The organism is Streptomyces sp. CA-288835 (assembly GCF_050936385.1).
Lineage (GTDB): Bacteria > Actinomycetota > Actinomycetes > Streptomycetales > Streptomycetaceae > Streptomyces.
Genome location: NZ_JBNJMW010000001.1, coordinates 1,192,553 through 1,205,083, shown reverse-complemented (window position 1 = coordinate 1,205,083; position 12,531 = coordinate 1,192,553). Strand labels below are relative to the sequence as shown.

General features: G+C 67.9%; 9 protein-coding genes. 4 read left to right on the top strand and 5 right to left on the bottom strand.

The features are described from left to right. Window positions 1–796: 796 nt before the first annotated feature. The 3 genes from ACQEVY_RS05580 to ACQEVY_RS05570 form a co-directional block, all read right to left on the bottom strand. Window positions 797–1,696: an LLM class flavin-dependent oxidoreductase gene (locus ACQEVY_RS05580; RefSeq protein WP_432945411.1), complete on the bottom strand. Its 900-nt coding sequence runs from the start codon at window positions 1,694–1,696 to the stop codon at window positions 797–799. Window positions 1,697–1,888: 192 nt separating this feature from the next. Next, window positions 1,889–3,088 (bottom strand): MFS transporter, encoded by a 1,200-nt coding sequence (locus ACQEVY_RS05575; RefSeq protein WP_432945409.1) that lies wholly within the window; start codon window positions 3,086–3,088, stop codon window positions 1,889–1,891. Continuing rightward, complete coding sequence (locus ACQEVY_RS05570; protein ID WP_432945407.1) at window positions 3,081–5,954, bottom strand: glycoside hydrolase family 2 TIM barrel-domain containing protein; 2,874 nt, start codon at window positions 5,952–5,954, stop codon at window positions 3,081–3,083. Before ACQEVY_RS05570 ends, ACQEVY_RS05575 begins: the two co-directional genes overlap by 8 nt. Window positions 5,955–6,210: 256 nt before the next feature. Between ACQEVY_RS05570 and ACQEVY_RS05565 the strand changes: the two genes are divergently transcribed. Next, the gene (locus ACQEVY_RS05565) at window positions 6,211–7,230 is read left to right on the top strand and encodes a LacI family DNA-binding transcriptional regulator (protein WP_432945405.1); all 1,020 of its coding nucleotides are present in this window, start codon (window positions 6,211–6,213) and stop codon (window positions 7,228–7,230) included. Between the two features lie 99 nt (window positions 7,231–7,329). On the opposite strand, the gene ACQEVY_RS05560 is transcribed toward ACQEVY_RS05565, so the two are convergent. Further along, window positions 7,330–7,488: a hypothetical protein gene (locus ACQEVY_RS05560; protein WP_432945403.1), complete on the bottom strand. Its 159-nt coding sequence runs from the start codon at window positions 7,486–7,488 to the stop codon at window positions 7,330–7,332. Window positions 7,489–7,991: 503 nt separating this feature from the next. Between ACQEVY_RS05560 and ACQEVY_RS05555 the strand changes: the two genes are divergently transcribed. Further along, the gene (locus ACQEVY_RS05555; RefSeq protein WP_432945401.1) at window positions 7,992–9,374 is read left to right on the top strand and encodes a glycoside hydrolase family 43 protein; all 1,383 of its coding nucleotides are present in this window, start codon (window positions 7,992–7,994) and stop codon (window positions 9,372–9,374) included. A 265-nt stretch (window positions 9,375–9,639) separates the two neighbouring features. Continuing rightward, entirely contained in the window at window positions 9,640–11,061 is a 1,422-nt protein-coding gene (locus ACQEVY_RS05550; protein ID WP_432955071.1) for a glycoside hydrolase family 43 protein, read from the top strand. A 124-nt stretch (window positions 11,062–11,185) separates the two neighbouring features. Here the strand turns inward: ACQEVY_RS05550 and ACQEVY_RS05545 are convergent, their stop codons facing one another. Then, window positions 11,186–11,572: a DUF4870 domain-containing protein gene (locus ACQEVY_RS05545; protein ID WP_432945399.1), complete on the bottom strand. Its 387-nt coding sequence runs from the start codon at window positions 11,570–11,572 to the stop codon at window positions 11,186–11,188. A gap of 193 nt (window positions 11,573–11,765) precedes the next feature. Here ACQEVY_RS05545 and ACQEVY_RS05540 point away from each other — a divergent pair, with 193 nt between their 5' ends. Beyond that, window positions 11,766–12,479 (top strand): hypothetical protein, encoded by a 714-nt coding sequence (locus ACQEVY_RS05540; RefSeq protein ID WP_432945397.1) that lies wholly within the window; start codon window positions 11,766–11,768, stop codon window positions 12,477–12,479. The last annotated feature ends 52 nt before the right edge of the window (window positions 12,480–12,531 follow it).

The following is a 12,531-nucleotide window of genomic DNA, read 5'->3' as shown; positions in this document are numbered from 1 at the left end:
TGGTTCGCCCAATGCCGTGATGATCTAGATGTGGAGGTCTCAGATGAACAGTGGCAAGTCCGGGGTCGTTGCTGCCTGTTGCGCGTGCCGGGCAGGCCGTCGGTTTGCCGGAGGCGGCTGAAACCTGATCCACACCGAAGCCCGGCCGCCACGGCATCCACCCGACCGTCCTACTCGACTTCGTCCAGGTCGCCGAGTACCGCTGGACGGCCGCGCACGCCTTCCATCCACCGGCATCCGCGAGGCCGAAAGCTGACGGCGGTTGCGGCTGGTGCCGATCTCGACCGCCGCGTACACGGCCGCTCCGGCTCCTGAGTGCCTGCTTTTGAAGGTGCGGTCTGAACGCGCAGGTCGCAGGACCGACTGTGAGAAGTGATCCAGTGCCGAGCCCGGGCCCCGACGGCGCGGCTGCTGTCAGCGGGTGTCGTAGCGGTGGCGTGCGGTTTCGATCTCGTCGTGGGGGTCGGTGACCCATCGGGCGAGGGCCAGGACAGTTTCGCGCAGGCTTTCCCCGAGCGGGGTCAGTCGCCACGGATGCCACGGTCAACGAGACGTGGTCCAGGGCCCAGGCCCGGGTAGCGATGGGTGACACCTGGCAGGGTGATGACGGCCGCCGAGTCGCCGCTGTTGTCGGCTGTCCGGTGGGTCGTCGGCCTGTGGCGTCAGGGTGTCCATGCGGCCCGTCTTGGTGTGAGGCTGCCGGAAGGGGAAGTCCCAGCCGTTCCCGGCGCGGGAGGTAGCGGCCGGTCCGCTTGCTGAAGACGATGCGTTCCATCTGCCCGCTTCATACCTGCGGTTACGGACGACGAACACCCGACTGCGTGTGCAGGTCCGGAAGGACATCGGCCGCGACTGCTTCCAGTACGCGCTCCGATCCTGCGAACACCCCTTCCCGGCGCGGCCACGGTGCCACGACGTCGGTGAAGCCCAGTTCACCGGCCCGTCCGAGGAACTCCCGGTAACACTCGACCGAGGACAGCGAGTACACCGGGGCAGCGTCAGTCTGTACGAAGCGCCGGACGTCGCGCCGCCCCTGTTCGCCGAGTGCCTCGTCGAAGCGGCGAGCCGCCTGGGCGATCGATTCCCACCACTGTTCGAGCGTCTCGCTCGGCGTGCCGGTCGTGATCCAGCCCTGTCCGAAACGTGCGGCAATCCTCATCGCCCTCGGCCCGTTGGCCGCGACGACGAACGGCATCCGGGGCCGCTGCACACAGCCCGGCGCGGAGTGAGCGTTCACCGCCGTGTAGAACTCTCCCTCCGAGGTGACCGTGTCCGACGTCAACAGTGCGTCGAGCAGCTCGACGAATTCGCGGAAGCGGGTACCTCGTCGCGCCACTCCGGGGCTGGGGCCGAAGACCGTCGTGTCGTAGTCGCCCGCGCCGGCGCCGCCTGCCCCGACACCGAGCGTGAACCGGCCATTCGACATGTCGTCCAGAGCGGTCAACTCCCGGACGAATGACACCGGATGCCGGAAGTTCGGCGAGGCGACGAGAGCACCGAGTTCGATCCTGGAGGTCGCCAGCGCGGCCGCGGTCAGGGTGGGCACCGTCCCGAACCAGGGCCCGTCCACGAGCGAAGACCAGCCGAGATGGTCGAACGTCCAGGCATGATCGAACCCGTACTCTTCCGCAGCGCGCCATTTGGGTTCGGCGTCGCGCCAACGATACTCGGGGAGGATGACGATTCCGGCTCGCACAGCTGCTGCTCTCCTTGGATTCGGCGGTACTCGGCCTGCCGCAGCGCGTCGCGGCAGGCCGGGTGTAGTGGTTGGCGACCCGGGGGCGCGGGGCGGTCCACGGGCTGGGCTCCCGGTCGACGGCCGCTGCGGGAGTCGTCGGGTGCCGTCGCTCTTCGTCGCCGTCGGAGCTTCCGCGCCACCGCACAGTGCTCAGTCGTGGGACTTGCACATGGGAGTAGGGGCTCGGCTCGTTGTTCTCGTCAGACGGATCAGCCAGACCGTGGCCATCAGGGAGGCGGCGGACAGTGCGGTGAGCAGCCAGGGAACGGCGTGGATTCCCGTCGCATCGATGCCTACGCCGAGCAGCGGCGGCGCCGCCACACCGCCGAGCATCGAGGCGGCGATGACCCAGGCACCTGCGTGTCTGGACTGTGGAAGGGCCCTGTTGAGCCAGGGCAGACCGGTGGGGAAGACGGGCGCGATGAACAACCCGACACCGGCGTACGCGAGGGGCGCCATTCCCTCGATGCGCGCCAGTAGCAGGCACACGGTCATGCCGACCGCGCATACGGTGAGGATGCGTTCCGGGGAGTACTTCAGCGTGATCGGGACGACGAGAAAGCGGCCCGCCGTCATCATCAGCCAGTACACGGAGGTTGCCGAGGCGGCCACGGTGGCGCTGTAGCCGACGGTCTCCAGGTGAGTGGGTTCCCAGCCGCCTACGCCCGTCTCGACGGCGACGTTGAGGACGTAGAGGGCGATGAAGCCGATCAGGATGGGGGACAGGCCCAGCTTCGCCGATGGTGCATCGGACGGGACGCCGGCCGCTTTCGTGCCGATGCCCTTTGTGGTCAGCGCGAGCGCCGCCGCCAGCACCGCGCACCCGGCGAACGCGTACGCGTAGTCGCCCGGCCCCAGCCACGCCACGACGGCCGGGCCGAGCACCGCTCCGATGCCGAAGTGTGCGTTGAGCACGTTCAGCATGGCGGTGGACCTCTCGCCGAAGCCGACCGCGAACAGTTGGTTGAGGCCGTAGTCGATGCCGCCCAAGCCGAGGCCGCCGAGGAAGGCCGCGGCGAGAGCGAGCGGCCAGTTGGGGGCGAGCGCGAAGCCCGCGCCGCCGGCCGCCATCAGACCGTAACTCGCGGTTATCAGCGTCCTGTTGCTGATCCGGGAGTGGATGGCGCTCAGGGCGAGGACGCCCGCGAGCCCGCCCGCGAAGTGCAGGCTCAGGCCCAGTCCGACGCCCGACGGGGCGAGGCCGTACTCCTCGCGCAGGCCGGGGACCGCCGGACCGTAGAGGGCCTGGAGCATGCCGATGAGGACGAATCCGACGCAGGCCGCGGCCGCGGCCGGACGGGTGAAGAGGCGGCCGGCCGCGGTCGGTACGACCGTGTCCGTGTCAGTCACGAGGTTCCGAGAACACGAACGAGAACTCGGCGGGTGCCGCCCGCAGTTGGTACTGCGGCAGCGCGCCCGGACCGCAGGACTGCGAGCCGATGCCCTGCTGGCCGTGGTCGAGGTTGACCCACACGGTGTCGCCGGGAGTGAGGTCCGTCAGGTGCTGGGCCGCGTCCAACTGCTCGTTGGTCCAGCGCCTGGCCGTGAGCCAGAATTCCGGGTCGCCCTCGATCCTCAGCCCGCCGAGCTCGGCCCAGCGGACGTCGGCCCGCGCCCCGTTCTCCTGGGGCCGCACGTACGGAGTCTGCAAGTCGTCGACGCTGTCGAGCCACTGGAGGAGCATCGACGCAGCACGGGTGTCCGGGTACGCCTCGCCCGGACCGCCGCCGAAATACAGGACGTCATCTGCGACGGCAGCCGACAGCCCGAACCGGATGCCGAGCCGTGGCAGTGGCACCGTCCAGTCGCCCTCGGGCGCTACGGACACGGTCAGCTTCAGCCGGGTGCCGTCGGAGGTCCACCGGTACACGGTGCGCAGGCCCACCTCCCAGGCGGCGGGCGCCACCCGGGTCCGTACGGTCAACGCGTCGTCGCTCAACTCGACGCCGTCCAGGCGGTGTTGCATGCGGTGCAGGCCGTACTTGCGCCACATCTGGGCCCAGCGGATGTCGTCCTGCCAGGAGGCGCCCTCGTCGTTGTCGGTCGGCGCACGCCACACGTCCAGGCGCAGCCCGGTCACGTCGACGCCGCCGATTGTCCGCAGCGCACCCGAGCGTGCGTCGAAGGAGGCAGGGCCGAGCGTGATCAGCCCGCCGCCGTGCACGGGACCCTCCGAGGCGGCGACAGTCACGGGTGTGCGCCGACCGACGGTCGCCTGCCCCCACGCCACCACATGGGCCTTCTTCGCCCAGGAGGTGTCCTCGGCGAGGAGCACGCGGACCGTCCACTGGACGTCGTCACCCTGTCCGTCGGGCGCCGGCGGGAGCTTGACTTCGGCCGACTCACCGGGCGCCAGGGGCGGAACGGTGAGCCTGCTCGCACCCGTGGGCATCCCGTCCACCTGGTGGCAGAACTCGAACTCCAGCGCTGACAGGTCGGCGAAGTCGTACGCGTTGGTGATCCGTACGGTGCCGTCCGCGCCGTCTCCTTCGATACGGACCGGCTCGATCACCTTCTTGAACTCGATGAGCCCCGGCGAGGGCTTGCGGTCGGGGAAGATCAGCCCGTCGCAGACGAAGTTGCCGTCGTGCAGTTCCTCCCCGAAGTCGCCGCCGTAGGCGTAGCCGAACCGGGCGTCCTTGATGCCGTGGTCGATCCACTCCCAGATGAAGCCGCCCTGGAGCCGGTCGTAGGTTTCGAAGATCTGCTGGTAGTCGGCGATGCCGCCGGGGCCGTTGCCCATGGCGTGGCCGTACTCGCACAGGATGAAGGGGAGCCCGCGTCGTTTGTGGGTGCCGCCGTCGAGGTCCTTGCCGATCTGCTCGACCTCGTCGTGGGAGGCGTACATGCGTGAATACATGTCCGTGTCACGGCAGTTGATGTCGCCCTCGTAGTGGATCAGGCGCGAGGTGTCCCGGCCGCGGATCCACTGGGCCATCGCGGTCAGGCCGCGCCCGGTGCCGGCCTCGTTGCCCAGCGACCAGATCACCACGGACGGGTGGTTCTTGTCCCGCTCGACCATCCGGGACGCCCGGTCGATCAGCGCCGGGGTCCAGCGGTCGTCGTCGACGGGGTTGTCGCGCCAGGCCTGCTCGACGAAGCCGTGGGTCTCCAGGTCGCACTCGTCGATGACCCACAGCCCGTACTCGTCGCACAGGTCGAGGAAGGCGGGGTGCGGGGGGTAGTGGGAGGTGCGGACGGCGTTGATGTTGTGCCGCTTCATCAGCAGCACGTCCTCGCGCATCGTCTCCAGGTCCAGGGCCCGGCCGCGCTCGGGGTGCCATTCGTGCCGGTTGACGCCCTTGAAGAGGATCGGTTTGCCGTTGACCTTGATCAGGCCGTCCTCGAGGACGACCGTGCGGAAGCCGATCCGCAGCGGGATCTTCTCGCCCTCGGTGGCCAGCACGCCGTCGTACAGCTTCGGCGTCTCCGCGGTCCACGCCTCGACCGGAACCGTCACCGTCTCACCCGTGGCGACATCGATGTCCAGCGCGGGCACGGTGACCCGGCCCTCGACATCCGAGTCGACCCGCAGGGTCCCCAGACCGCCCACGTGGTCGTAGGAGGCGTGCACGAAGAAGTCCAGCGCGCTGCCCGCCGGGCGGTGCAGCAGGGTGACGTCCCGGAAGATGCCCGGCAGCCACCACTGGTCCTGGTCCTCCAGGTACGAGCCCGCCGACCACTGATGGACACGGACCGCGAGCACGTTGCCGGCCGGCTTGAGCAGGTGGCCGACCGCGAACTCGTGCGGCAGCCTAGAGCCCTTGAACTCGCCGATGTCGGTGCCGTTCAGCCAGATGCGGGCGCAGGACTCCACCCCGTCGAAGCGCAGTACCGAGCCGCCCTCTGTCAGGGCGGGCCAGTCGTCGGGCAGGTCGAAGATGCGCAGGTGGTCACCGGTCGGGTTCTCGGTCGGCACGCGCGGCGGGTCGACCGGGAAGGGGTAGAGGTGGTTGGTGTAGATGGGCGAGCCGTGGCCTTGCAGGACCCAGTGACCGGGGACCCGCACCTCGGCCCAGTTGCCGGCGTCGTACCCGTCCGCCGCGAAGGAGTCGTCCTCGGCGTCGGCGGTGGCCGACAGCCGGAAGCGCCAACTCCCGTTCAGCGAAAGGGAGGCGGCATCGGAGGACGCGTACCAGGCGCGGGGCGGCAGGGCCCCGCTCCCGGGTGAGACGTCCTCGACGTAGTCGATGGCCGTGGTGGTGCGGAAAGACATCTGTCTCCTAAGTCAGCCCTTGATCCCGGTCTTCGTGACGCCGTGTGTTCAGTCGCTGCTGAACGTGAGCAGGAAAGCGGCTGCCGTTACCGTTAACGTGAGCGGTAACGGATACTGGTTCATCGGATCGGTCCTGTCAATGTCCCGGCACGCGGCCAGCGGTCGGCGGCGCGGCCAACCGCTGAACCTGATTGACTTGGGACGCAGGGCACCACAAGGACACGGGTGGGTAGACAGCGTGGCGGGACAAGGGGAAATGGAAGACCAGCGGGGACAGGACGTCCTCGGCGCGAGGACCGTCAAGCGCGTTACGCTCCGCGACGTGGCCGAGGTCGCGGGCGTGTCCCACCAGACCGTCTCCCGGGCGATCAACGGCAAGGGAGAGATCGACCCAGAGACCCAGCGCCGTGTGCTCGACGTCGCCCGGCAGCTGCGATACCGGCCCAGCCGGTACGCCAGGGGGCTGGTCCGCCAAGAGGTGGTGACCGTGGGGCTCATCGTCCCCGACGTGGTCAACCCGTTCTTCCCGGAGTTCATGGCAGGGGTGTTCGCGGCCGCCGACCAGCGGGCCTGGCAAGTGCTCGTCGCCAGCACCGAAAACACCCGGCCCCGGGAGCTGGCCCTGGTCCGTTCGCTCGGCCGACAGGTCGACGCGCTCGTCGGCTACCTCAGCCACTCCGATGCGCAACTCGAGCCGTACGTAGGTGCCGTGCCGCTGGTCATCGTCGATCGCGGCCTGGATTCATCGACCTATGCACTGGTCCAGGTCGACACCTCGGCCGGGATCAGGGCTGGGATGCAGCACCTCATCGACCGGGGCCACAGCCGGATCGGCATGATCGACTGCGCGCCGGTCTGCGACCCGCTGGTCCGGCACCGCACCTTCCTCGAAGTGGCCAACGAACACGCGCTGCCGATCGACGACAGCTGGAGAGTCGTAGGTGAGCAGTCCCTGGACGGAGGCGCCGCCGCGTTCGAGGCGCTGCACGCCGCGCACCCGGACCTCACCGCCGTGTTCGCCTTCAACGACCTCGTCGCGATCGGCGCGCTCCAGTCCGCCCGCCGGCTCGGTGTCCGAGTACCAGACGACTGCGCACTCGTCGGTTACGACGGGCTGAGCGTCACCGATCTGGTCGACCCGCCGCTGACGACCCTCCACCTCGACAAGCGGCGGCTGGGCGAACTGGCCGTCCACCAGGTCGACCAGCTCCTCGCCGGTGAACTGCCACCCCCCGCTCTCCTGACGCCGCGCCTGAACATCCGCGGCACGACATGACCCGCGCCGCGCGCCTCGGGCCGCCGGTCTCACCCCGAAGGGCCTTGGAGTATGGCGGAGTTGGAGACCGGCGTACCCACGTTTGGCGTGCCGTCGGCGTTACACGGCGGGCTGGGCCGTCGCGGCGGCAGCACCCTGGTTGACCAGCACTGACGACAACGCCAAGACGCGTCGCGCGGCTGACTTGTGCTCGGGGTACAGCATGACCACTCGTCGGTCGGCTTCATCCCGGGCACGGGGGAACTCGTGCGCAGCCATGCGTCGCCTCCTTGCGAGCTGGACGGGGTCGCACGCCTCGGTCGTGTTCCGGATTACACGCCGGGGGAGCGGTGGCGGCACCGTAGCCGCTCTGTTTCACCCCGGACAAGCGACGACGGGCGAAGAAGTTTCCGATAACACTTTCCCGCGAACAAAGCCGGATTGCATTTCGGGAAACAGATCCGTGAGGGGGCGGAAGCCGCCGTCAGCCGATGTCACCGCGACGCCAACTGGCCGCGCTCGCCTGCCATTTCACCAAGGAAACCCGGAGTGGCCTCCCACTCGACCCAGGGTGTCTATCGATGAGGTCTGCTCCAATTCCGCACCGGACCCAGAGGCGTCGACGCAATTCGCGCCGGCAATTGCTGACAGAACCATTGACGGCGCGTATTTCACCCTTCTAGCGTCTGACCGCTTCACCGAACGACGTTCGATATACCGGCCTGGGTGGTCTTTGGATTGCGACCACATAGCCCGGCCTTGCACACGCTTGGAGACACCGGATGAGAGCAACTCCCCTCCCGTCGCGCCGGCTGTTCCTCGGCATGGCCGCGGCCGTGCCGCTGTCCGTGACCGGCGCACTGGCCATCGGCAGCCAGTCCGCGAGCGCCGCGACGGGCTCCCCGTTCGTCATGGGCTACTTCACCGAGTCGCGGAACGGCCTTGGTACGGACTACGGCCTGCACCTTGCGGTCAGCACCGACGGGCTGCAGTGGATGCCGCTGAACCAGAACAACCCTGTCGTGACCCCGACCGGGGGCACGGGAGGTCTGCGCGACCCCTTCTTCCTGCCCAAGCGGGACGGCACCTTCGTCGTCATGGCGACCGACCTGAAGGGAACCAACTGGAACGCGCAGAGCCAGTACATCCACGTCTGGGACTCCGCCGACCTGCGCTCCTTCAACAACTACCGCCTGCTGAAACTGCACTCGATGGCCACCCATACGTGGGCGCCCGAAGCCTTCTGGGACGCCTCCCGCGGCCAGTACGCCATCATCTACTCGTCCGTCAACAGCAGCGGACACAACGTGATCATGGTGAACTACACCACCGACTTCAGGACGGTGACGTCACCGCAGGTCTTCTTCGACCCCGGCTACGACATCATCGACGGCACCATGGCCTTGGGCGTGGACGGCGTCAACTACCTGTACTTCAAGCGGAACAACGCCCTCTGGGGTGCGAAGTCCACCTCCCTCGATCCCGGCAGCTTCACCGTCTTCACCTCGGGCTTGGCGCCGCGAGGAGGCATCGAGGCCCCGATCCTCGCCAAGTCCGAGACTTCCGGCACCTGGTATCTGTGGGGCGACGCCAACGGGGTGTTCCCCGCCTGGCAGACCAGCGACCTTTCCACCGGTACGTGGACCGCCTCCGACCGGCGCGTCTACACCCAGCCGCTGAACTCCAAACACGCCACCATCCAGCCGATCTCCCAGACGGTGTACGACAACATGGTCGCCAAGTGGGGCAAGCCTGCCTGGAACCGGCTGAAGTCCTACAACATCCCGGACAGATACTGGCGGCACGCCGACTACATCGGCCGCATCGACCAGTACCCGTTCGACCCGTACACCGACTCGCAATGGAAGTTGGTGCCGGGGCTGGCCGACTCCTCCGCCGTGTCCTTCCAGTCCGTCAGCCACCCGACCCGCTACCTGCGGCACGCCTACTTCCAGCTGCGACTGGACGTCAACGACGGCACCGCGCGATTCGCCCAGGACGCCACCTTCCACAAGACCGCCGGGCTCGCCGACTCGTCCTGGTCGTCGTTCCGCTCGTACAACTACCCGGACCGCTACATCCGGCACTTCGAGCACCTGCTGCGCATCGACCGCATCTCCACCGCCACCGCCAGGGCCGACGCCACTTTCTCCGTCTGGTACTGAGGCGCACCACCGGGGCCCGCACCGGGAGAAGGGCACTGCTGGTCAGGTAGCGGGGCGTGGGCGCGTATCAATCGGAACCTAACTGGCCAGTTCCATTGACCGCCCCCTGGCCGAAACTCATCGTTCGAGCGCAGTTCGCAGTACCGCACATTGTTCGAAATGCCGCACTCACGGCCGTCGAAGGGGACAGCACGTGTTCCGCACCCATCACTGGTCCACCGTTGCCACGCACTGGCGAAGCCTCCGGCAGGAGAGGCGCAGGCCCGTGGTTCTCTCCCGGCTGGCGGCGATATTCGTCGCCGTCGGCCTGCTCCTCGCATCCCAGACCCTCGCCACACCCCAGCGGGCCACCGGCGCCGACCCGGGCTACCTGATGTGGCACTTCACCGCCGATTCTGCGAACGGTCAGAGGCTGCACCTCGCGCACAGTACGGACGGCCTGCGCTGGAACGACCTCAACGGCGGAGGCACGGTCCTGCGCTCCACCGTGGGCACGAAGGGCGTGCGCGACCCCGCACTGATCCGCTCGCCCGACGGGAGCAAGTACTGGATCGTCGCGACCGACCTGTGCATCCGCTGCGGCTCGACGTACACCAACGGCAGCCCCAGCCTCGTGGTGTGGGAGTCGACGGACCTGGTCACCTGGTCGCAGCCGCGGCTGATCAACGTCGCCGGCGCGATACCCGACGGCCGCAACGCCTGGGCGCCCGAGGCGATCTGGAACCCGGAGACCAAGGACTACGTCCTGTACTGGGCGACGAACGCCACGCTGAACGGCGTGCTGAAGTACCGCATCTACTACGCCCGCACCACGGACTTCCGCACCATCACCACCCCGAAGGTCTGGATCGATCCCCCCGGCGCCACGCCGGTCGTCGACACCCAGATGACCGAGGTGCCCGCCGGTACCGGTCCCTACCGCTACGTGCGGGTCTCCGGCGACGGCCAGAACTCGGTCGAGGGCAGCAACTCGATCCTGGGGACGTGGACCAACCTCGGCAACCTCTCCAGCATCGGCCTCACCGGCAATGTGGTCGAAGGCCCGGTCTGGATGAAGTTCAGAGACCGCAACGAGTGGGCCCTCTACATCGACCACAACAACTCCAGCGGCGTACGCGAATACATGCCGATCCTGACGACCAACCCGTTCAGCGTCAGCTCCTACCGGATCCAGGATTCGCGAAGCTACGACATGGGCGGCACCGCGAAGCGCCACGGCGCCATCATGACCCTCACGGCCGCCGAGGAGAGCCGCGTGCTCGCACGCTGGCCCAACACCCCGGTCAATCGGCTCCAGTCGTACAACGTCCAGGACCGGTACGTGCGCCACACCAACGGCGACGTGCGCATCGACGCAGGCGTCAGCCCCGTCGACGAATCCCAGTTCCGGCTGAGGCCAGGCCTGGCAGGCTCCGGCACCGTCTCCTTCGAGTCGGTGGACTTCCCCGGGTACTTCCTGCGCCACTCCAACTACGACTTCCGGCTGGCCTACAACGACGGCACCACCCAGTTCGCCGCGGACGCCACCTTCCGCAAGGTCGCCGGGCTCGCCGACGCAAGCTGGTCGTCGTTCCAGTCGTACAACCACCCCGACCGGTACATCCGCCACTACGCCTACCAGCTGCGCCTCGACCGGATCACCACGACGCTGGGACGCGGCGACGCCGCCTTCCGCGTGACGAACTGACCCAGCCGTCTCGCGGTAAATGCTCCACCGAGAGTCCCCTGCCGAGTCACTGCTCCGGTGACGAGTCAACGGCTCCGGCGACGGTACGCCCGCCGCCGGAGCCGTCCCCCGTTTCTTGGGGCGGTCATCCCAGCAGGCGCAAGGAGATCGTTTCGACGAACCGGAAGTCCTGCCCGAGTCCGGTGCGCAGGGCCCCGACCAGCAGGGCGACAAGTCCGACCAGCGTGTAGCACGACCACAGAAGTATCGGCAGCGGCTGGGTCTCCGGGTATGACGCCGAAAGCCCGAACACGGCCGACACCAGGCCTCCGCCGAACAGTGCAATGAGCACGGTGAAGCCGAAGTTCGCGGCGTGCGTGGCATGCGCGCGGGTCCACGGGTTGCGTGTCCGCGCCCGAATGACAAGGGGGACCAGCCAGATCACGAAGATGCCGACGAACGTGAAGCCCACCAGCGCCGCACCCAGATACGACCACACCGCTCCAGTCCGGCTTGCAGTCCGCTCGACCATGACGCCCACCTCCCTCTCAACAGGCCACCGTTCTACCGGCGTTGAGCCGGGAGGGGTCCCGACGAGCGGTACGAGACGTGCTGTTCGCCGACGACGGGGACCACTCCTCCGGACCCCGTAGAGAAAAGCTCGTGACCGACAGACCGACGTCTGGCTCGGGACCGGTCCCGAGGCGGCCTCCTACGCTGGGCCGGTGATTCGACGGTACTTCAAGGACCTCAGCCGCTTCGAAGTCGTAGTCGTGATGGTCGTTGTGTGCTTGGCGGTAGTGGGGATGGGGAGAGCGTTCTGGCCGGACTCCGACGGGGCCGGCAGCCCGGCTCCCAGCGCCACGGCAACGGTCAAGAAGCTGCCGGTTGTGGTGGATTCGGAAGAGCCGGCGCTCGTTGACATCGACTCCGAACGTTCGGAAATGGGCCTGCCGCCTGCGTCCGGTGACGCCCCGCTCACCGAGAGGGTGCTGGACGAGATTCAGGAGGAAACTCTCGTCATGGCGGGAATCCGTGCCAAGGTCAGTGCTGGATGTGAAGGCGGTGAGGTCACGCCGGTGGTTGGGCACAAAACGCTGTGCACGGTCACCTACCAGGGTGTGAAGCTGACATGGGACGTGTGGGTCGCGAACGTCGACGGCAGCGAGCTTGCCCAGATCATCAGGTACAACGTCTATCCCCCTGACTCGGGCGTGCTCCTGGCCAAGGCGGTCTATGGCCGGTTCTGGGACGAGCACCACAAGACCGCGAAGGAACTGCGCTGCGACCGGATCCCGCCTCTCAAGACGGTCACTCTCGGCGACGACACCGGATACGAGTGCCAGTACCTGGAGGCGGATGGTGATTCGCCCCGCTGGGTGAGGAAAAAGGTCATCCTCGAGACGGTCGGTCCCGTTTTCGGAGAGATCGAGGAGTAGTGAGACGCCCTCGGCGCCTCATGGGCGACGTCACGCGAAACGAACCGCAGCC

Excerpts from the sequence above, each read along its gene's own strand:
- ACQEVY_RS05570 (WP_432945407.1), bottom strand. The coding sequence starts at position 5,954 with ATGTCTTTCCGCACCACCACGGCCATCGACTACGTCGAGGACGTCTCA.
- ACQEVY_RS05565 (WP_432945405.1), top strand. The coding sequence starts at position 6,211 with ATGGAAGACCAGCGGGGACAGGACGTCCTCGGCGCGAGGACCGTCAAG.
- ACQEVY_RS05560 (WP_432945403.1), bottom strand. The coding sequence starts at position 7,488 with ATGGCTGCGCACGAGTTCCCCCGTGCCCGGGATGAAGCCGACCGACGA.
- ACQEVY_RS05555 (WP_432945401.1), top strand. The coding sequence starts at position 7,992 with ATGAGAGCAACTCCCCTCCCGTCGCGCCGGCTGTTCCTCGGCATGGCC.
- ACQEVY_RS05545 (WP_432945399.1), bottom strand. The coding sequence starts at position 11,572 with ATGGTCGAGCGGACTGCAAGCCGGACTGGAGCGGTGTGGTCGTATCTG.